Origin of the sequence: Psychrobacillus vulpis, from assembly GCF_006861825.1 — a bacterium.
In the GTDB taxonomy this organism is placed as follows: Bacteria; Bacillota; Bacilli; order Bacillales_A; family Planococcaceae; genus Psychrobacillus; species Psychrobacillus vulpis.
Genome location: NZ_VDGI01000001.1, coordinates 331,063 through 352,019, shown reverse-complemented (window position 1 = coordinate 352,019; position 20,957 = coordinate 331,063). Strand labels below are relative to the sequence as shown.

20 protein-coding genes and 2 pseudogenes are annotated in these 20,957 nt (G+C 34.8%); 15 read left to right on the top strand and 7 right to left on the bottom strand.

The window, feature by feature from the left end:
• Window positions 1–19: 19 nt before the first annotated feature.
• The 3 genes from FG384_RS01760 (at window position 20) to FG384_RS01750 (ending at window position 3,414) form a co-directional block, all read left to right on the top strand.
• Window positions 20–364 carry a DoxX family protein gene (locus FG384_RS01760; RefSeq protein WP_142640831.1) on the top strand — a complete coding sequence of 115 codons (345 nt, stop codon included), beginning with the start codon at window positions 20–22 and terminating at the stop codon, window positions 362–364.
• Window positions 365–556: 192 nt separating this feature from the next.
• Window positions 557–1,201 carry an FMN-dependent NADH-azoreductase gene (locus tag FG384_RS01755; RefSeq protein WP_142640830.1) on the top strand — a complete coding sequence of 215 codons (645 nt, stop codon included), beginning with the start codon at window positions 557–559 and terminating at the stop codon, window positions 1,199–1,201.
• 467 nt (window positions 1,202–1,668) lie between these two features.
• A complete protein-coding gene (locus FG384_RS01750) occupies window positions 1,669–3,414 on the top strand; it encodes a methyl-accepting chemotaxis protein (protein ID WP_142640829.1) in 1,746 nt (581 codons plus the stop codon).
• A gap of 82 nt (window positions 3,415–3,496) precedes the next feature.
• On the opposite strand, the gene FG384_RS01745 is transcribed toward FG384_RS01750, so the two are convergent.
• From FG384_RS01745 to FG384_RS01735, 3 genes are all read right to left on the bottom strand, one after another.
• On the bottom strand, window positions 3,497–5,128 hold the full coding sequence (locus FG384_RS01745; RefSeq protein ID WP_142640981.1) for a pyridoxal phosphate-dependent decarboxylase family protein: 1,632 nt from the start codon (window positions 5,126–5,128) through the stop codon (window positions 3,497–3,499).
• A 47-nt stretch (window positions 5,129–5,175) separates the two neighbouring features.
• The gene (locus FG384_RS01740) at window positions 5,176–6,534 is read right to left on the bottom strand and encodes a sodium-dependent transporter (protein WP_142640828.1); all 1,359 of its coding nucleotides are present in this window, start codon (window positions 6,532–6,534) and stop codon (window positions 5,176–5,178) included.
• A 654-nt stretch (window positions 6,535–7,188) separates the two neighbouring features.
• The gene (locus tag FG384_RS01735) at window positions 7,189–7,701 is read right to left on the bottom strand and encodes a GNAT family N-acetyltransferase (protein WP_142640827.1); all 513 of its coding nucleotides are present in this window, start codon (window positions 7,699–7,701) and stop codon (window positions 7,189–7,191) included.
• 138 nt (window positions 7,702–7,839) lie between these two features.
• On the opposite strand from FG384_RS01735, the gene FG384_RS01730 reads away from it, so the two are divergent.
• The 4 genes and pseudogenes from FG384_RS01730 to FG384_RS01715 all read left to right on the top strand — a co-directional run bounded on the left by FG384_RS01730 (window position 7,840) and on the right by FG384_RS01715 (window position 10,385).
• Entirely contained in the window at window positions 7,840–8,511 is a 672-nt protein-coding gene (locus FG384_RS01730; protein ID WP_142640826.1) for an HAD hydrolase-like protein, read from the top strand.
• Window positions 8,512–8,529: 18 nt separating this feature from the next.
• The gene (locus FG384_RS01725; protein WP_142640825.1) at window positions 8,530–9,063 is read left to right on the top strand and encodes a Rossmann-fold NAD(P)-binding domain-containing protein; all 534 of its coding nucleotides are present in this window, start codon (window positions 8,530–8,532) and stop codon (window positions 9,061–9,063) included.
• A gap of 165 nt (window positions 9,064–9,228) precedes the next feature.
• Window positions 9,229–9,836: pseudogene (locus tag FG384_RS01720) on the top strand (LysE/ArgO family amino acid transporter).
• 72 nt (window positions 9,837–9,908) lie between these two features.
• Window positions 9,909–10,385 (top strand): DinB family protein, encoded by a 477-nt coding sequence (locus FG384_RS01715; RefSeq protein WP_142640824.1) that lies wholly within the window; start codon window positions 9,909–9,911, stop codon window positions 10,383–10,385.
• A gap of 188 nt (window positions 10,386–10,573) precedes the next feature.
• Here FG384_RS01715 and FG384_RS01710 read toward each other — a convergent pair whose 3' ends face one another.
• The 3 genes from FG384_RS01710 to FG384_RS01700 all read right to left on the bottom strand — a co-directional run bounded on the left by FG384_RS01710 (window position 10,574) and on the right by FG384_RS01700 (window position 12,526).
• Entirely contained in the window at window positions 10,574–11,119 is a 546-nt protein-coding gene (locus FG384_RS01710; RefSeq protein ID WP_142640823.1) for a GNAT family N-acetyltransferase, read from the bottom strand.
• Between the two features lie 173 nt (window positions 11,120–11,292).
• Window positions 11,293–11,532, bottom strand: a complete 240-nt coding sequence (locus FG384_RS01705; protein ID WP_142640822.1) for a hypothetical protein — start codon at window positions 11,530–11,532, stop codon at window positions 11,293–11,295.
• Between the two features lie 511 nt (window positions 11,533–12,043).
• Window positions 12,044–12,526, bottom strand: a complete 483-nt coding sequence (locus FG384_RS01700) for a nucleoside 2-deoxyribosyltransferase (RefSeq protein ID WP_142640821.1) — start codon at window positions 12,524–12,526, stop codon at window positions 12,044–12,046.
• 337 nt (window positions 12,527–12,863) lie between these two features.
• Between FG384_RS01700 and FG384_RS01695 the strand changes: the two genes are divergently transcribed.
• The 5 genes and pseudogenes from FG384_RS01695 (at window position 12,864) to FG384_RS01675 (ending at window position 16,694) form a co-directional block, all read left to right on the top strand.
• Window positions 12,864–14,057: a NupC/NupG family nucleoside CNT transporter gene (locus FG384_RS01695; RefSeq protein WP_142640820.1), complete on the top strand. Its 1,194-nt coding sequence runs from the start codon at window positions 12,864–12,866 to the stop codon at window positions 14,055–14,057.
• Window positions 14,058–14,250: 193 nt separating this feature from the next.
• Window positions 14,251–15,039 carry a GNAT family N-acetyltransferase gene (locus FG384_RS01690; RefSeq protein ID WP_142640819.1) on the top strand — a complete coding sequence of 263 codons (789 nt, stop codon included), beginning with the start codon at window positions 14,251–14,253 and terminating at the stop codon, window positions 15,037–15,039.
• An 18-nt stretch (window positions 15,040–15,057) separates the two neighbouring features.
• Window positions 15,058–15,204, top strand: a pseudogene (locus FG384_RS20095) (NIPSNAP family protein); the annotation flags it as partial.
• Between the two features lie 95 nt (window positions 15,205–15,299).
• Window positions 15,300–15,917 carry a kinase gene (locus tag FG384_RS01680; RefSeq protein ID WP_142640818.1) on the top strand — a complete coding sequence of 206 codons (618 nt, stop codon included), beginning with the start codon at window positions 15,300–15,302 and terminating at the stop codon, window positions 15,915–15,917.
• 27 nt (window positions 15,918–15,944) lie between these two features.
• Window positions 15,945–16,694: a hypothetical protein gene (locus FG384_RS01675; RefSeq protein WP_142640817.1), complete on the top strand. Its 750-nt coding sequence runs from the start codon at window positions 15,945–15,947 to the stop codon at window positions 16,692–16,694.
• Window positions 16,695–18,301: 1,607 nt separating this feature from the next.
• Here the strand turns inward: FG384_RS01675 and FG384_RS01670 are convergent.
• Window positions 18,302–18,841 (bottom strand): helix-turn-helix domain-containing protein, encoded by a 540-nt coding sequence (locus FG384_RS01670; protein WP_142640816.1) that lies wholly within the window; start codon window positions 18,839–18,841, stop codon window positions 18,302–18,304.
• A 163-nt stretch (window positions 18,842–19,004) separates the two neighbouring features.
• Here FG384_RS01670 and FG384_RS01665 point away from each other — a divergent pair, with 163 nt between their 5' ends.
• Genes FG384_RS01665 through FG384_RS01655 form a run of 3 tightly spaced genes read left to right on the top strand, consistent with a single transcriptional unit; the run spans window position 19,005 to window position 20,934 of the window.
• On the top strand, window positions 19,005–19,244 hold the full coding sequence (locus FG384_RS01665) for a PLD nuclease N-terminal domain-containing protein (RefSeq protein WP_142640815.1): 240 nt from the start codon (window positions 19,005–19,007) through the stop codon (window positions 19,242–19,244).
• Entirely contained in the window at window positions 19,241–20,149 is a 909-nt protein-coding gene (locus FG384_RS01660) for an ABC transporter ATP-binding protein (protein ID WP_142640814.1), read from the top strand. Before FG384_RS01665 ends, FG384_RS01660 begins: the two co-directional genes overlap by 4 nt.
• On the top strand, window positions 20,146–20,934 hold the full coding sequence (locus FG384_RS01655; RefSeq protein ID WP_142640813.1) for an ABC transporter permease: 789 nt from the start codon (window positions 20,146–20,148) through the stop codon (window positions 20,932–20,934). Before FG384_RS01660 ends, FG384_RS01655 begins: the two co-directional genes overlap by 4 nt.
• Window positions 20,935–20,957 lie beyond the last annotated feature (23 nt).

Sequence of the window (20,957 nt, the reverse complement as noted above, 5' to 3'; positions counted from 1 at the left end):
ATAAAAGGAGGAAAGTAAAATGACAATATTGAGTTGGATTTTACAAGGGTTGCTAATTGCGATGTTTCTAATGGCAGGATTGGGTAAAATAGTTGGTTCGCAAATGCATAAAGAAGCATTTGATAAATGGAACTTACCACAATGGTTCTGTTTAGTAACAGGACTTGTTGAATTGACGGGGGCTGTTTTATTAATCGTTGGATTTTGGAACACAACAAGTGGGATTGCAGGAGCATTAATTTTAGGAACTACAGCAATTGGTGGTGTATTAACACATGTTCGTGTGAAGGATAGTATGAAAGATACAATCATGATCATCGTGCTAGGCATCTTCGCATTTATCCTATTGTTTTTACTGATGTAATAAAGCAGAATACTGTTTTCAAAGGTTGAAGAGCAATTGATGTTTTAGCTAATGAAGTTGCGCCGCAAGTAAGGTCCATTTCGAGTCTAATAAATAGAATTCGTAGTAATTCTTATGGTAATATAATTAATTGTTACAATGATACAACTATTATCTAGTAAATATATATAGAAATTTTGGAGGAAAGAAATAATGAATATTTTAGTAGTTAAAGCAAATAACCGCCCAGCTTCAGAAGCTGTTTCAAGTAAAATGTATGAAACATTTATGGAAGAAGTAAAAGATGTAAAAGGCCTTAATGTAACAACTTTCGATGTGTTCGCAGAAGATATGCCATATTTTGGTCAAGACTTATTTAATGCATTTGGAAAAATGCAAAATGCAGAAGAGTTATCAGATGTGGAGAAACGTATTCTAGCTGCTAAACAAAAAGCAATGGATGCTTTAACAGCTGCTGATGTAGTTGTTTTTGCTTTCCCACTATGGAACTTAACAATTCCAGCGAAATTACAAACATTTGTTGATTATACGTATCAAGCAGGATATGCATTTAAATATAGCCCAGAAGGTCAAATGATTAGCTTAATGCCAGAGAAAAAAGCAATTCTTTTAAGCGCACGTGGAGGAGTTTATTCTACACCTGAAGCAGCACCGATGGAGATGGCTGCTACTTATATGCGTAATGTATTTGGTGGAGTATTCGGAATGTCAGTGGAAGAGGTAATTATCGAAGGACACAATGCAATGCCAGATAAAGCTGAACAAATTATTGCAGAAGGTCTTGTAAAAGTAACAGAGATTGCAAAGTCATTATCTGCTGAACCAGTTAATGCTTAATCTAAACTAGATTTAATTCATTTTCGCTTGTAAGAATAATATAGTTGTTTTAATAGTTAATCCCTTTTTGTTAATAAACAAAGAGGGATTTTTTTAGCATTTAATTAGAAATGAGGCTTTATCACAATTCAATTGTCCCAAACTACCACATATTCATAGCGAATTTCGATTGAAACATTAAATATATTTGCACCACTAGTTTCCAACAAAAAATGCACCATCGAAATTTCTATACATATTTTATGAGGTGTCGGATTAGTTCGTATTCGTTTTTTATCCTAATGACACAAATTATCCATATTTAGCTTTAATTCCTATTTCATCGCAATATGACACCTTGTCCCTCTCATCTGGAAATGTGTTAGTTTACCCTTTTTTGTATATTTTATAGTTATAGAAAAATTAATGGTTAAAAATTTCCTTATTATTGTCGATATAAGATTTGCTAAAAAAAAGGGAGATTTTCTATGAATATATTTAAAAAACTATCTTTTGTGACAAAATCTATTGCTACAACAACGGCATTAATTCTTTTAGTGGGAGTCGTACTTATCGTTTCCAGCCTAAAAGTTCAAAATGAAGTATTAATAACTGAAATGGAAAAACAAGCAACAGAAATTGCAGTTCTTTGGGGAAAGACTATTGATCCTAAGTTAGTAGAAAATGCAGCCAAAGAGAAGGATTTTGATGATAAGGCTCAAACAGAGTTGATAGCTATGTTCGACAATATATCTAAAACTAACCCAAATGTTGCCCAAGGATATCTTTTTAATTCTGAATTAATAGAAGGAAATAAATCAGCTATTATTGCTAACCCAACACACATTGTGGATGTATTGAAAGAAAACAACATCAAAATAGGTGACTTGAACGAGCATCCTAAGGCAACCGTTGAAGCTATTAGAGAAATGAATGAAACAAAAGAAATGACGGCATCAGAAATTTATGATGATCTATTAGGAACATGGATTACAGTTATGTATCCAATCAAAAATTCTTCCGGTGAAGTCTTTGCTTTCTTCGGAGTAGATGTTGATGCGAGCATGGTTAAGAACGGAACAAAAGAGTTCTTGTTTAATTCATTACTGATCCTTATTCCAGCAATGATAATTATCGTTCTTTTACAAGTGTTTTTTACACGAAGAAGTTTCAAGCCATTGAAACAATTATCATTTGGTATTAACGAAATGAGAAATGGAAATCTTGATATCAAGTTACCTACAAGAGAAGATGATTTAGGGAAAATAAATGAAGCTTTTAATGAGATGGCGTATGAATTAAAATCTATGATTCAGAGCATAAGAAAGACTTCTGACACAGTATTACAATCATCTGAATTAGTTACAAAAGTTACAGATCAATCAAAAGATCATTCTATAAAAATCAATGAAAACATTAAAGAAATGACAGCGGGAATACAGGCACAAGAAGTGTCTGTTATGGAATCAGCGGGCGCCATAGAACAAATCGCGAGTGAAATCGGTTCTATAGCAAATTCTTCTCAAGACGTTACTGCTATATCGAAAAATATGGAAGATTACGCAGTGCAGGGTCTCGACGCTATAAACAAAGTAGTTTCTCAAATGGAAATCATCAATGACACTGTGCAGAACTCAAGTAACATTATTGGTTTATTGAAAGAGCGTTCCGATGAAATTACAAGTATTCTAGATGTAATTACTGGTATTTCTAACCAAACAAACTTATTAGCTTTAAATGCGGCGATTGAAGCAGCTCGTGCTGGAGAACACGGTAAAGGATTTTCTGTAGTAGCACAAGAAGTAAGAATATTAGCGGAAGAGTCTAGCAAATCTACAGAGAAAATTTCGAAAATTATTGAAGAAATTCAAAATGAGACAAAGAATGCAGTTTCATCTATGAAAATTGGTACGATTGAAACAGACAAAGGTACAAAAATTGCTCAGACAACAGGTGAAATGTTCGTTAAAATCAAAGAAATAGCTGACCAAATTTCAAATCAAATTGAAGGAGTTTCTGCTGCATCACAAGAGATCTCAGCGGGAACAGAAGAAGTATCTGCCTCAGTTAATGATTTAACAGCAATAGCGCAGAAGAATTCAAATTCAACTTATGAGATAGAAGAAAGTACAAAGGAACAAGTAGAATCTATTAATCAGTTATCTGATGCAGCAAAGGAACTAAATGAACTAGCATACGAATTACAAACGTTGATAACGAAGTTCAAAGCATAATTGAACAAGACAATATAAAACACCTCCGTATGTGTACTTTTTGGACAAGTACATTTAACGGAGGTGTTTTTTTTGGATATTATTAAATCAAAACAAGTGATTTGTTATGGATATCCATATGTTCTTTTAAGAACGATATATATCTGTGTACTTCTTCTACAGTTGAGTAAGGAGAGGTAGTATAGAATTTATGGACATATACTGGCAAACGTTTAGACGAATCTGTAACAGATATAAGTCGTTGTTTCTTTGTGTTACCAAAGAAAATAACATCTCTTTCCAATCCGATTAATTCAGCAAAGTCCTCATTATATTGATTAATTTCCGTTACTTCTGTTGTTGTCAGATTTCCATCAAGCTCGGCACGCCATTTAACATTTTCTGGATAAAATCTAAAAGTAGTAACTGGAGATACTCCATTCGTCAGTTCCACATTTGAAAATTCCTTTTTCAAAGCATTTCTAAAGGAAATATTAACAAGTAAATAATTTGCTAATATTTGTTGATAACCCTCTAATCCAAATGCTAATAATGAGGTGTAAATAGAAATTGAACTTCCCATTCTAGAGCACTCTAATGTATAACTTGTATGATAGCTACCATATCCACGGCTACCAACATATGGAGTTTCGGAAGCATCTAAATCCAAATATTTTAAATCCGCTTTATCTTTTATAAGGAACAAGCTTGTAATGTATGGAGTCTGACCTAACTTATGAAAATCAAAAACCATACTGTCAGCAATATTCATATGTTGGAAGTGAACTTGATATTGTTTTAATACTGCACATACTTCCTCTTCAAATTGAAGTGGGTTATTTTTAAAATCGTAATCATTAAAGAATGTATACATCCCACCCATTGCTGAATCAGCGTGTATATAAACAGGTTCTAGATTATGGCGTTGTTCAATATCTTTTAATATTTGTTTAATACCATAAAGGTCATCAATACCAAATGTATCTGTTGTACCCATTGTTGCTAAAACATAGACAGGAATTCCACCATTCTCTATTACTTCTTCCATTTTTTCGATTAAATCATTTAAATCCATAGAATGATCGTCATTTGCTTTTACACGCACCATGTTATTTACACCAATGCCTGTTGCTTCTGCGGATTTATAAAGACTAAAATGAGAGAGTTCCGAACAGAAACAATAGAGGTTACTTGGAATACCTTCTTTATTTGATTCCGGAAATTGGCGTGCAATTGCTAAGCGTAAAGAGTTAAATACTGCACCTTGTCCTCCCCATGTAGTATACCCTGCGCTTTCATTTGGGTCATAACCAATTATTTTCGATAACATACTCGTTACTCGTACTTCTGCATTTGCAGCAGCTGAACCATCTACATCCCAAAGATTGTTACCGTTTAAGAGAACCATTACTAAGTTCCCGAGAATACTAGCGATGTTAGGTAATGGTGTTGCATTGGCTACGTAGTTACTATTTAAGAAACGATGACCTTTTACCAAGTCCATTAATTTTTCTATCGTTACATCCATAGAAACACCTTTTTCTGGTACTAATGCACTTTGGATGATTCGATTGTAGTAATCCTCAGTATAATTAGGCATTTCACCTAAAGTTAATTTAGAAGGATCCTTTAATTCATCCATTTTTGTTAATATTGTTTTAAAATGGCCTAATAGTTCATCTCTTTGTTGTTGATTTCCATCAGCACTTGGAAATAATTGTTGTAGTTTATTCATAGTTGTCATATGTAAAGCCTCCGTATAATATGTAAAATAGTTGTTTGTTACTTTGTAATTAAATCTAATAACCCTAGTACGTCAAGAAATACAATAATAATGGCAATTGGAGTTAAATATCTTAATAGATAGTACCAAACGTTAAAGAATAGTCTCCCTACTTTTGACCCCTGTTTCATTTCTTCAAATAGCTCTTCTTTAGAAATTTTCAAAGAAATAAATATAGAAATTAGCAATGCACCTAAAGGCATCATTACATTACTCACTGCATAATCGACTAAATCAAACATCGTTTTATCGAATAATTTAACTTCTGCCATTATTCCGTATGATAGACAAGATGGAATCCCAATAACAAAAATCAACATACCAAAAAGCCATGTGTGTTTTTTTCGCTTAGAAGGATCATTTTTGGCTGTTGTTGAAACAGCAATTTCAATCATCGAGAAAGCAGAAGTTAAAGCAGCAAATAAAAATAAAATTAAAAACGCAATAAAGAAGAATATCCCGAAGGACATCTGGCTAAACACTGCTGGTAATACAGCAAAAACCAATGGTGGTCCTGCATTTGGTTCTATGCCAAATGAAAACACACCTGGAAAAATCGCAAGTCCCGCTAATAAAGCGATAAATAAATTCAACATAATAATTGAAAAAGCAGACCTAGGTAGATTTTGTGTTTTCGGTAGGTAAGAAGCATAAGTAACCATTACTGAAGCGCCTAAAGTAATTGTGAAAAATGCTTGTCCTAGAGCAAACAAAATCGATTCGGATGTTAATTTTGTAAAGTCGGGTACAAGTAAAAATTTTACCCCTTCCATAGCTCCATCTAAACTAAGTGAACGAATAACGATAACTATAAATAATATAAAAAGAATAGGCATCATTATTTTACTTACTTTTTCAATACCCTTTTGAACCCCTTGAGCAACGATGAGTACTGTGATTAAAATAAAGATAAATTGACCCAGTAGCGTTGAAAATGGATTTGAGATAATTTCTCCAAATAAAGCTCCGTACTGTTCTTGCGAAAGTCCGTTAAGTCCTCCAGTAAGTGCTTTAAATAAATAAAGAATAATCCAACCTCCAACAACACTGTAAAACGATAAGACTAGGATACCTATTAATACTCCCATTCTGCCTAAAAGGTGCCATTTCGAATTAGGAGCTAGCTTCCTATAGATAGAAATAGCATCACTTTGCCCTTTGCGACCTACAATGAATTCACCGACTAATAGCGGGTATCCTAATAAGAAAGCAAACAACAAAAATATTAGGAAAAATGCTCCGCCTCCCCCGGTTCCCGCTACATAGGGGAATTTCCATATAGCTCCCAATCCGATTGCAGAGCCTGAGGTAGCTAATATGAAACCTAATTTTGATTTCCATTGTTCCTGTTGAGACATGCTTCCAATCCTTTCTTTTCTTACAAGAATGATTCTGATGGTCACTCCCTTCATGTATTAGTAAAATACCAATTTACGATCATAGAAAATCATGATTAATTGAGGAGTGACCACCTGAATAATTATCGGTTTAAACGCAAATATATTAACAATTCCTATCAATTTTTCAATTTTTTGTTTATTGTGTACAAATCAGCGTATTTCACTAGAAGAAATGGTGAAAGTGGGACTTAGCGGATTGGATTCTGCTACACATTATCGAACAATATTACGGTTTTTATCATCAGCATGAAGAATGAGGGATTTCGTTGCTCCTGAGGAAATTTTAGAATATGGGTTCTATATTTGGTGGTCTACTCGGAATATCAGTAAAGAGGTAATTATCGAAGGCAACTGGATCGAGACTGAGTAAAAAATACTTTCTTATTTTCAAAACAATCCCTCTTTGCTTTTTCACAAAGAGGGATTGTTAATCCTCTCTCAGCGCCTAGCCCCTAGCCCCTCGAGGTCAAATAACCTTTCCCAAAGAAGTCAAAGATCGACTTCTTTGTGGAATAAAATTTACTCCTGCGGTTACTCGTCGCAGCAAATTTCTTATTCAAAATGTTCTTTCTTAGTTGTCCACAAATTATCCTCATAAACATAGAATTACTTTTAAGTACGAGACCAAACAAAATGGACAAATCTATATGTTTGATCATTCATTACAAATTCTTCATCATCTGTTATGACACGAGTGAACCCGTTTCTCTCTAAAACTTTTTGTGATGCGATATTAATACTAGTTGTTTTTGCATGAAGCTTGTTAATATTCTCACTAGAAATATTTGTTAACAATAGCTTTAAGGCTTTGTTTGCAATTCCTTTCCCAGTATGAATTTCTCCAACTCTATAGCCAACATGCCCGATATTTTTTGTTCTATCAATATCAACCACATTAATTCTTCCAATAATTGAACTGGATTGATCCTTGATTAGATAGAAATATGATTCTTGTTTCTCTTGCTCTTCTAATAATTCTTTATGTTTGATTTTAAAATTTTCAATATTATAGTATTCGTCACCGCGGTTAGGAACAGATTTTTCAAAATAGGATCTATTTTCACTTTCAAATTTAAATAATTCAGCTGCATCTTTCTCCTGTAACCTCTCGATTATAATTTCCACAGTTACACTCCCATCCTCTTAATAGAGTTAATTTTCTTATATCGTAACAGGCAGTTTAACTAGCCCTTTCTACATTGCATATAGTTCATAGGAACCCTCTAAAGAATATATCGTCGTGTATTAGAAGGAGTGAATATAGTGAAAAAATCTATTATATTTGATATGGACGGTACGCTATTTCAGACGAATCTTATTTTAGAACCATCTTTGGAAGCGACGTTTGAAGTTTTACGAAAAGAAAATTTATGGAGTAAACAAACCCCACTTGAAGAATACCAAAATATAATGGGAGTACCGTTGCCTGTTGTTTGGGAGACGTTATTGCCAGGGCATAATGAAAAAGTTAGAAATAAAGCAAATACTATCTTTCATGAACAGCTTATTCACAACATTCAAAATGGAGTTGGAGATTTATACGACGGTGTTCAAACAACCTTATCCACATTAGAAGCAGAATATGACTTATACATAGCGAGCAATGGACAGATGGAATACTTACAAGCCATCGTAGAAAAATATAATCTGAATCGCTGGATTCAACAGACATATAGTATTCAACAAATCTCAAGTGGTAACAAATCAGATTTAGTTCAACTCATAAAAGAAAATCACCAAATAACGAAGGGGTTCGTCGTAGGTGATCGTTTGTCGGATATTAATGCAGCAAAGGATAATGACTTAATCGCCATTGGTTGTAATTTTGATTTTGCACAAGCGCATGAATTACAGCATGCAGATGCGATTATATCTAATTTTTCCGATTTAATTGAATTAGATGTAACGTCCATCTTATCAAAATTGGACGTTTGAATCGAAGGGGGTAGTACGTTGAAACATATTTGTATAATAGGTGGTACAGGAATGCTCGCTGATGTTACGAAATGGTATGCAGAGAGTAACTACATCGTATCTGTCGTTGCACGTAATGTGGATAAAATGAAACGTATGAAAAAGGTATGCAAAAATCCTGAACACATAAAATCCGTTTTTGTCGATTATCGTGATTCCATTCGATTAGCTGAAGCGCTCGAGCAAAGCATTCGTGAATATGGTCCATTTTCAGAGGTGATTGCGTGGGTTCATCATGATGGTCTAGACGTTATACAAACTGTATTTGACTTACTAGAGGAGAAAAGTATTGTCTGGCAAGTAGTAGGAAGTACTGCAAATGTGGAAAGTTTAAGAGAGCAATATAACCTTCCGAAAGAGATTCAATATCGTTTCGTTCAACTAGGTTTTATAAGGGAGAATAATAGACGAAGATGGTTATCTAATGAGGAAATAGCGGATGGTGTCATCCAATCTATTCGTTCAGGGGACTCGTATAATATAATTGGGGAAATATCTATAGACTCACCATAAAAATGGTTTGCTACAATCTAGCAAACCATTTTTTGTCTTATTAACCCGTCAACAGTTAGGACAAGATGTACTTAAATGAATTGACTTCGAATAATTTTCGACAGTGATTCTATTCCGTAAGCTAACTCTTCCTTTATAGTGGAAGTATGAAAGAGGGGAATTTTCATGGAAGCATTTATTCACGGATTTTTATTAGCATTAGGTTTAATCTTACCGTTAGGGGTTCAAAATGTATTTGTTTTCAACCAAGGAGCTATTCAACCGACTTTTAAGAAAGCTTTGCCTGTCACAATTACAGCTTCTATTTGTGATACTATTTAATCCTTTTAGCGATCTTTGGGGTTTCCATTGTGGTTATGCAATATGAATGGTTGCGATTCATATTAATTGGTGTTGGAGTTGTCTTTTTAATATATATGGGATTCATTACTTGGCGTTCGAAACCGAGTGAACATTCGGAGGCTCAACTAACAATGATGACCGCAAAAAAACAAGTACTTTTTGCAATGTCTGTATCACTACTAAATCCACATGCAATACTCGATACAATTGGTGTTATCGGTTCAAGTTCACTTGTTTATGGAGGTACAGAAAAAATTATTTTTACGACGACATGTATCGTTGTATCATGGTGTTGGTTCCATGGCCTTTGTTTTGCCGGGCGCATGATGAAAAAGATAGACTCATCAGGAAAATTACTTATCATTTTAAATAAAGTATCGGCTATTATCATTTGGGCAACTGCTATTTACATGATTAAATCGCTTTTATAAGTTTTTGAGAAAATAAAAAGGTATTCATTAGTTAAAAGAGAATTTAATAGTTTAATGAAGGAGTGTGGAAAAATGTTTCATGCAAAAGATGTATTAGCAGATCAGTTATTAGCAAATGCCAATGATCCTAGTTGGTACCTACCATTTTCAGACTCAGTAAAAAATTTGCCAGAGGAAGAGGCATTTTGGAAACCGAACGAAGATTGTAATAGTATCGCAGAAATTGTTCAGCATCTCCTATATTGGAATGAAACTTGGCAAACGAGATACGAAAAATCTCATGTAAATGCTGTACCTTCTATTGGAGATAATAATAATAGCTTTATCATTCCAAAAGATCAAACATTTATTGAGATAAAGGAACAGTTATTAGAGGTGTTATTACAATGGCAAGACTTACTTACAGAAGAAAAGCTGGAGAGTCAAGTAGATGGTTTCTCTGAGTCCGTGAAGTGGTGGGAAGTTATTGGGAATGTAACAACTCATAATGCCTATCATATTGGGCAAATAATTTATATTCGGAAGTTACAAAAAAGCTGGAATAGCTAATGTAGAAAAACGACCAAGTAGATTAAAAGAAAACTACTTGGTCGTTTGTATGATAAGGGGGAATTCACCTACATCATATAGAATCTATTCAAGCATTATATCAGTAAATAATCAGATGTGATGAAAACATACATTAAAAAAACTGGTTAGACTATTTCTAACCAGTTTTTCATTCAAAAGTATTGTGGTTAAGCTTTTGTTTTTAATAATTCCCATTCCTCACGTAAAATACCCATACGGATTGAATCATAGTAGACTCCGTTATATAATCGTACTTTTCGTATACGTGCTTCCATTGACATCCCTAGTTTCTCTCCAACCCGAATCATTCGTTCATTACCAGACCATGTCGTATATCCAACACGAACGAGTGGTATAGTTGTAAACAAATGCTCTGCCCAAAGTTTTAAAGCACGTGTCCCTAACCCCTTACCCCAACTCGGTGCTTCGTGGAAAACAATCCCCATTTCAAGCCATTTGGAAGGTTCATGTTCCCAGTAATACGAAATCGTTCCACAAACTATACCGGCTACTTCAATTGCCCAAATATTATCTCGGGCAACGTATGATTCTGCTTTTTCCATAAATGTTTCGAATGGAATCGCCTTATGCTCATAATATGGCGCGTCCCATTTCTTCCACTCTGGAGCTTCATCTTTAAAAGCTAATTCCCACAGTCTAGGTAAATCTTCAGGTTGAATTGGTCGAATGATTAATTCTTGCTCTTGATACATATAAACTTCCTCTTTTCATTCCATAGTTTGATAACAATTGAATCGGATTAAAAAGAGATGGCATTTGCCTTTTACTTTTCAATCACCATTAATAAGTTTTTCATATTGAACACTCCTCTCTAAAGTCAGTAAATGTCCAGTCTTTATGGGACATATTCATAAAGTCTTAGTAATTATCTATAAATTAATAGCAATAGAGAACCAAAACCCATAAATAATATGGAGATATACAGGTAGGTTGATGACCATGTAGGGGATATTAATACATCTATCACTAATTTCAACAAATACCAAACCTTTTTACCGATTTTCAAATCACTATTCCTCCCTAACTCCTCCCGTATTTGAAACATTCCTAAAGGTAATAGTATGACGCCAAACACTATAAATATCGTACCCATCAACCAACTCATGCATTTCCCCCTCTGAGCTAATTTTTGTAACCGTATTGTATTATAAATTATTATAATACAATATTTAGAAAATAGTATAATGAATACCAATTTAAAACATCAGTGCTGTTAAAATTGAAAAAGGTGTATGAAAGTCAAAAAAGTAGAGGGAGGGACCTAAACTATTCCCACACTCTACTCTTTAATTTCTAGAAAATCGTTGAAAAAGGTGACACTCCTGCGGGAATAGCGTTAGCCGAAGACCCCGCTAGCTGCGCGAGGAGGCTGAGGCAACGCCCGCGGAAAGGGAGGCCACTGAAAAACCAAAATTCAGAAAATAAAGTCACCACTTGAGAAGTATATTTGTATCAAAATTGGCATGACGTCCCCATAAACACCCTAAAAAGTGAAGGAATTATGGGATTTCGTTTTTATTTTTTGAAAAAAAGTGACTTTTTCAGTGGCCTCCGGAAAGGGAGCCGTTTCAACGATTTTCTTACTTATCGGATAACCCCTTGTCCAATATAGAACCTTAAAAAGTTGCAGTTTTTAATGCTTCCCCCAATTGTTCGATAGAGTTTACAATGACACCATTTTGTTTAATTAAACCGACAACAAACAAATTTCGATACATAAATTGATTTTCAGTTCCATCAGCAACTAATGCATCGATTTTTTTCGCATTGTCACGACCTTGTTGGCGTGTATCTGTATAAAGGGCAAATATAGGTCGATTTAACATAGAAAATGCACCTATTTCTGCAGCAACTCCAGCATCAATTTCAACACCATCAATAATAGCTACTAAAAAGTCGCTCTCCTTTAATGCTTCAATATCAGCGTAGGCAATTGCTAGACTATCTGCATAAGCCGATTTGTCATTAATGGCCATGTTTTCTTGAGGTACATATAGATTAACTCCTGGAATCATTGCTCGTACCTCTTTTGCTACTAACTCATTAACCAATCTATCACCTAAACCGAACAATCCATTTGCTAAATAACCTTTTTTCAAAACTACTCCTCCATTTCCATCTATATTATTTTAAGGAAAAGGAGAAATGAATACAACGTTATACCAAAGCTATGTAGGTTTTTAATCAGTATGAAAAAAAGAATTTTGTTAATACTATGCTGTATACGAATTTATAAATGTTTATAATCTTTACGTTAATGTACTGATTATTGAAAAGGGACTAGACTACAGGAAAGTTTGATTAAATTAAGTATGAAGGAGAAGGTAGTGTAATCTACCCTTTCTCTAATTCCCTTATTTTTTATTCTTTCTCTATCATCAGAAAGTATGAAAAATAAGGGTTTTTTGTTTATATTCACATCTAGGAGATGCTTTTATGTACTTTTTGCTTAATGTATTAGGTGTTTTCGTTGTTATGGGCGTTGTATTTTTATGTTCACCGAATAAGAGAAAAGTGAAATGGAGACCGGTTATTTCTCTTCTTGTACTTGAATTGATTATTACTTGGATTATGTTGGGAACTACAATTGGGAGCTGGGTTATTAATAAAATTGCATCTTTCTTTACGTGGTTAATTGAATGTGCAAGTGAAGGGATTGCTTTTGTTTTTCCAACTGCCATGGCAAATGAAACGGTAGACTTTTTCTTTAGTGCACTACTTCCAATAATTTTTGTTGTAACTTTTTTTGATATTTTATCCTATTTCGGTATTTTAACTTGGATTATTGATAAAGTTGGTTGGGTTATTTCAAAAGTGTCACGATTGCCTAAACTAGAAAGCTTTTTCTCCATTCAAATGATGTTCCTAGGTAATACGGAAGCGTTAGCTGTCATTCGTGATCAGTTATCTGTCTTAAAGGACAATCGTTTGCTTACCTTTGGAATAATGAGTATGAGTAGTATTAGTGGATCTATTATTGGTGCATATTTATCAATGGTCCCAGCAGAATATGTGTTTAGTGCCATTCCGCTAAACTGTTTAAACGCACTGATTTTAGTTAGTATTTTGAATCCAGTCCACGTGCCAAAAGAAGATGATATTATTTATGTGCCACCTAAATCCGAGAAAAAAGACTTCTTCTCAACAATCTCTAATAGTATGTTAGTCGGGATGAATATGGTTATCGTTATTTTAGCCATGGTAATTGGTTATGTAGCTCTTACAGCAGGACTTAACGGAATATTAGGTGTCATTGTAAATGGTCTTACGATTCAAAAAATCTTTTCATTCATCTTTAGTCCATTTGCCTTTTTACTTGGCTTGCCACTGCAAGATGCAATGTATGTAGCGCAATTGATGGGTATTAAATTAGCCACGAACGAATTTGTAGCTATGATGGATTTAAAGAATCATTTAGATACTCTGCCACCGCATACAATCGCTGTTGCAACCACTTTCTTAACATCATTTGCGAATTTTAGTACTGTTGGTATGATTTACGGAACGTACAATTCAGTTTTATCAGAAGGAAAGTCAGCGGTTATTGGTAAAAACGTATGGAAGCTTCTCGTAAGCGGTATTGCTGTTTCATTATTAAGTGCAATGATTGTTGGTTTATTTGTTTGGTAATAAAACTTAGAAAAGGTGACTCGATAATATTCGAGCCATCTTTTTTTGTGCTTGAAATGGGAAACAATTGAAACAAAAAAAGGAAAAAAACAAACTGGTGACGAATTTGAACTAGATGCATGAGTAAGGTAGCAAAATGACCGAATAAATTATTTTCTGACCGGATAGATTAATGAAGCCAAGGGGGATTTAAATGGATTTATCCATAATAGAACAAGCAGAGATCCAATCTTTATCATCGAGATTGAGTGCAATTCAATCAATAAAAGACAATCCAATGGGTGTCCATCAACTAGTTAGAGGAACAACGCATGCTTTTGCGGTTAAAAATATTCCAGGGCCAGCTTTTAATACCGTTCGTGGATTAAATGAAAATGACATTCCATACATAGAGGATATATTTAATTTCTATCAGGAGTCTTCCATTAATTTTCGTATTGAAGTTACACCTCTAAATAGTTCAGAGCGGTTATTCAGAGCGTTAACTGATAAAGGATTTTATCAGTCTGGTTTTCATGCATCCTTTTTTGGTAAAGCGTTGGAAATAAAGGAGTTAGGTAATAAACCCGATATAGAAGTTCGGTCTTTAAAGGAGGACGAATTTGATACATTTGCTTCTATCTATGTGAAAGCTTTTGGACTTCCTTCTTTTATTCAAAGCGGTATAAGACAAAATAATGAAATCTTATTTGATGTGCCAGAATGGGAATTTTTTGTAGCATATGTGAAAGATGTTCCTGTTGGAATTGCTGTGTTATTTGTAAAAGATGAAATAGCTACGTTAGCTGCGGCAGCAACATTGCCAGAATACCGTCGAATCGGTGTGCAATCGGTATTACTCCATAAGCGTATTCAGGCTGCTATTGAAAAAGGAGCAAAGTTTATTGCAAGTGAGGCTGCTTTTGGAAGTGCTAGTCATCGAAACATGGAACGGGCGGGACTAAAATTAGCTTATACAAAAGCCCTTTGGAATAGACTCTGAGTAAGGAAAGGAGAATCTATGTTTTATAGAAGAAAATTATATAACGTAAAGAAGAGATTCGTAGAAACGTTTAATAATTTGTTCACTGGCATCAATCTTCCTAATCAACTCAAGCATGGTGCTAGGTTAATTGGCAGATGGATGCTATATGTCAAGGAAAATAAGGTGGAGATTTAGATTGCATTAAAAAGCTAATAACAAATGGAAAGAAATTAAATGCGAAGCCTAGTGAATAAAAGAAAGAGTTGTGATGTTAGCTTATGTCTATCACTAATAGAGTTATTAAAGGAATTACACAATTAGAGAAGATGGATCGACCTTATATTATTGGTATAGATGGATTAAGTGGAGCAGGTAAAACGACGATAACGGAAAAAATAAAAGAAGAACTGATGAGTGAAGAATATAATGTTGTGATTATTCACATTGACGATTTAATAGTAGAGCGAGCGAAAAGATACAACACAGGTTATCCAGAGTGGTATGAATACTATATGCTGCAGTGGGACGTAGAATATATAAAGGAAAATCTATTTGAAGCGGTTCATCAAAAACTAAATCATATCGATATAAAATTTTATGAAAGCGCAAATGATCGGTGTCATTCAAAAAATATTGACTTAGAAAAATGTACTTTGATACTAATTGAAGGAATATTTTTACAAAGAAAAGAATGGAGAGCTTTTTTTGATTATGTGATTTATTTGGATTGTCCAAAAGATATACGTTACGACAGGGTTTTACAAAGAGATACATACTTAGGTGATATGAAAGAACGTTTGGAAAAATATGAGCGAAGATACTGGATGGGGGAGGATTATTATTTACAAGAAGAAAATCCAATCCAAAATTCGGATATTGTTATAAATAGTCTTTGAAGCACTTTAGTTGAAAGAGGGATGAAGTTGAAAAGTATTTTAGCGTTTGAATCGTCACAAGAGGCGGTCAGCTATGAAATGATAACGAAAGAAATGATGGAAAAACTAAAAGGCTATCAGCAGGTGTTGGAAAAGCATTTTCAGTTAACCACACTTCCAAAAGGGGTTATTTGGACTAATGCTGAACTTGCAATGACGACTTTTTCGAATATACCAATACCAGCGTTTACGAGGGAAGATTTTATTTATATGTCACCGCAAGTAGAGGTTTGGCAAAACTTGATGGTTGCACAGTTAGAAGATAAGGAAATGGTTGATATTCGTACTTTTTATCAAAACTTTAATTCGGAGCATTTATTTATAGTTCTTGCACATGAACTGACACATCATATTGATTTATTTGTAGATGAGTTTGAAGACGATCGGCACGATAGTATTTGGTTTGAAGAAGGAATGTGCTTTTACTTACCAAGAAAGTATTGTTTGTCTGAAGGAACTTTTCAAGAAATCACAGGAATTGAACAGTTATTAGTGGAAAGTTTTACAGAAGCTTATGGTTCACATAATTTAGATGATTTTGGGTATGCCTCTTATCAAGGTTCACTCTCAAGCATTATGTTTGATTACTGGAGAAGTTATTTAAAGGTGAAGTCGTTAGTTGAGTTCGCTGATGGTGACGTTGAACAAGTATTCAACTGGTATAAAAAATGGCATGAAAAAGGTCGAGAAATTCCCTTGACGAAATATTTTGATGAAATTCAGAAAAATGATAATTGATTGTTATAGACTTATCAGATTCAAGAAACCTCTTTAGATATATTAATTTAAAGAGGTGTTTCAGATTGTAGACAAACTCAAGAAACGAGTTGTCTACAGTCTTTTTATTTAGGTTTTCTCGAAGCTTACAGCTTTTCTCGAGCGAGCGACGAGCCGCTTGGGCCAACACGATGTTGGTCATGAGGCGTTGCCTCAGGAAGAGGCGCCTTTTGTCTTTAATCTGAAACGGGGTTGTCTAAAAAGCTAAAAAAGTAGGGGGGAACTTCAATAATTCCCACACTCTACTCTACTTTTCAATTTCTAGAAAATCGTTGGAAAAGGCGCTACTCCCGCGGAAAGGAAGGGCACTGAAAAAGTGTTATTCTAATAAATTTTCTATCAAATAGTCCTAGGAGAATTTATCGCTTTGGCATTCGCTTTCCGCGGGCGAGCGACGAGCCTCCTCCTTCGCTCTGCTTCGTGCGGGGTCTCGTCTGTCTCGCTTTCCCGCAGGAGTCTCATGCGTCGCACTAAATTCTCTTAAATACAGCAAATTGTTTGTAAATGATAATTTAAGCATGTACAAAAATGATTGTTTAACGATGTACATTTTTGACACTTGGCATTATTACTACTTTACTTGGAGCGGCGGGCATGATAGCCTCGAATGGCTAACCAGCCCTTGATACGGCTGGTTTTTTGGCGGTATAGTCATGCCCGTAGAGGCTCCATGTCAAGTTGTAATAATTTATCACGTTATGCTGTTGAGAGTAAAAAAAACAATAATGTACATCCTTATACGAGCAAAAATGTACATTTTTATATTCACATTTACAAATTGTTCCTACAAAAATACTAATTCGAGTTTTTCAGGGCCTCCCGGAAAGGGAGCTGTTTCAACGATTTTCTTATTTTTCCTCAATGAGTTGTTAGAGCCATGATGCCCAAAATTGTACAAAATGGATACCCTCAGCTAGAGAAGGTTACATCTATTTTAATAAATCGTGTGAAGACTAGTTGAGTATGGAAAAAGCTACTCGCTTTCCGCGGACGAATCGCCAAGCCTCCTCCTCGCTACGCTCGTGTGGGGTCTTGGACGCTCCGTTTTTCCGCAGGAGTTGAGCAGCTTTTTCCTCTACGTTTTATTAAAGGGGAACATACTGAAAAGCCGTCATTTATTAAGCTAAATACTTTTTCAATTTCTAGAAAATCGTTGGAAAAGGCGATACTCCCGGGGGAATAGCGTTAGCAGAAGACCCCGCTTGCTGCGCGAGGAGGCTGAAGCAACGCCCGCAGAAAGGAAGGGCACTGAAAAAGTGTTATTCTAATAAATTTTCTATCAAATAGTCCTAGGAGAATTTATCGCTTTGGCATTCGCTTTCCGCGGGCGAGCGACGAGCCTCCTCCTTCGCTCTGCTTCGTGCGGGGTCTCGTCTGTCTCGCTTTCCCGCAGGAGTCTCATGCGTCGCGCTAAATTCTCTTAAATAAATTCAGCAAATTGTTCCTACAAAAATACTAATTCGAGTTTTTCAGTGCCCTCCGGAAAGGGAGCTGTTTCAACGATTTTCTTACTTATTGGACAGCCTTATTTTTATATAATAAAAATTCATTTTCTGCATAGTGGTTCTTTATGATTCTGGAATAATGGTAAATGCTATAGTACGCGTGGAAACATTAGAATCTTCATTTTTTTTCTCATAATATTTGAGCATTAGATCGTTTAACTCGCGTTGGAAATTTTCGAAATGTTGATCATCCATTTTTAATTCTAATAGAGAGAAAGTTGCTCGATCCTCTGAACTGCTTTTCTGTTCTAAGTTCGAAAGGTAATTTTGATACTGGGTCATTAAGGATAGCTGATAGTAAGAAATATAACTCAGCTTTTTTTCCTTGCTTAAATTTCTCCACTCTTCAGCATTAAGACGGGCGGCATCTTCATTAAGCGTGTAGTATTTTTCAGTCACGGATCTGATTTTTTTTTCTTTTAATATTCGTATAACACCAGCATCCATTAAAACTTGAATATGTCTATATAATGTGGCTTGCGGGACATCTTGAATTATTTGTACCATCTCAAGAGGGGTTAAGCCGTTTTCTTTATTGCGCATGAGAGCCTGGGAGATTTTCATTCTTACAGGGTGCATTAAAATTTCAGCTTTATTAACCAATTTTCTCTTTCACCTCCTTGTTATTCTTAATGAGAATATTATCATAATTAGTAATAATCATAGCATGTGTAAAAAAACAATTGCAAATGACTAGTTATTACATTATCATTATCAATAATGATAATAAAAAATACAAATTTTTTTTGATGGAGGAGAGAAAAGTATGCAATTACATTATGGATTGGAAGAGTTAGGAGATATTGATTGGATGGGAATATTGCCTATTATTTTGCCATTTCTGGCGGTGGGCTTCATCCTCATTCTAATAGCATGGATAGATTTATTTCGGTATCGGAAAACAAGAAAAAATGTTCTCATGTGGGCACTCATCATTTTACTTATTAACACAATTGGACCGATATTATATTTTACACTTGGAAGAAAGGATGATACGGCAAAATGAAACTTGAAATAAACAATGTATCGAAGAGATTTAAAGATAAAACAGCAGTTAATCAATTTTCAATGGAACTTGAAATTGGACAATGTGTGGGGCTCATTGGCCCAAACGGGGCAGGCAAATCTACATTAATTAAAATTATTGCGGATATTCTACACTCGGATGAAGGTGAGGTCCTTCTTGATGGCAAGAGGATTTCAAAAATGAAGCGAGAGATTGGGTATCTACCTCAATATCCAAATTTTTTTCAGTGGATGACAGCGCGTGAAACTCTGCTATTTATGGGACAACTTTCGGGAATTTCGAAAAAAAGACTAATTGAAGATATTCCCACTATTTTGGCGAAAGTAGGGCTCACTGGTGAGCAGAATAGGAAAGTTCGTACGTTCTCCGGGGGGATGAAGCAAAGACTTGGAATTGCCCAGGCGCTACTTCATAAACCATCATTAATCGTGATGGATGAACCAGTTTCCGCACTGGATCCTATCGGGAGAAGGGAAGTATTAAATTTAATTCAGGAAATAAAAAAGGAAACGACGATTTTGTTATCTACTCATATATTGAGTGATGCGGAGGAAATTTGCGAACGTTTCGTAATTATTAAAGACGGCACGAAAATTGAAGACACAACGATGACTGAATTGATAAGTCGCAACCATGAACCAGTTGTATATGTCGAAATTGCACCAAAAGATCATTCTTGGATTCAATTGGTTGATCAGCTGCCTTATGTAAAGAAAACAGAGATGATGGGGAGTAAAGTGAAAATTACACTTGAAAACATCGATGTACATAAAAATATGTTGATTCAAAATGCACTGGATAATGACGTAGATATTGTTCGATTTGAAGTGAGCGGTAACGATACGCTAGAAGAAATATTTTTAAAATTGGTGGTGAGCGCATGAAGCCCTTTTTTATCTTGATGAATAAAGAATATTTTCAAATGATACGTGACTTTAAAATTATTTGGCTACCAATCGTTTTTATATTTTTGGGTATGACTCAGCCAGTGCTCACTTATTATTTGCCAGCTATTTTAGGAGCACTTGGTGGAGGACAAGGTATTACGATTGATCCGACAATGGTTCAACAGGAAGGTGGTCAAGTGTTGGCAACGACGCTGGGATCCCAATTTGATCAGCTAGGTATTATGATTATTGTTATCTCTATGATGGCTATGATTCAGGCTGATAAAGCTAGTGGAATGCTTGCTTTTATCTTGACGAGACCTGTAACAGTTTGGTCTTACATTGCCGGGAAAATCATCTCGAATTATTTGTTAGTGATAGTAAGTGTAACGTTTGGCTATTTTGTTTCTTACTTATATGTCAGTTATCTTTTTACAGATGTGCCTATTTCACATATGCTTTTAGCGCTTCTAATCTACTTAACTTGGGTTCTTTTTATGGTTTCTTTCACTCTAATGATTAGCACGATTTTTAATGGACAAGGTGTTATAGCTTTAATAGGAATTGTGTTTCTTCTTATTTGTAGAATGATAATCGGAATTCATCCGACGATTGATTTAATAAATCCGGCAGGAATGAGTCAGCATGCCATGTCCCTACTTGTCACTGGTTCTGTTGATTCTAGTCTATATGTAAATTTAATCATCACATTTCTCTGGGTCTTGTTCACATTATTAGTTTCGCATTTTTGGATTAGCCAGAAAAAATTCCAGCAAGATTAAACAATATAGGAGGAGAGAAATCG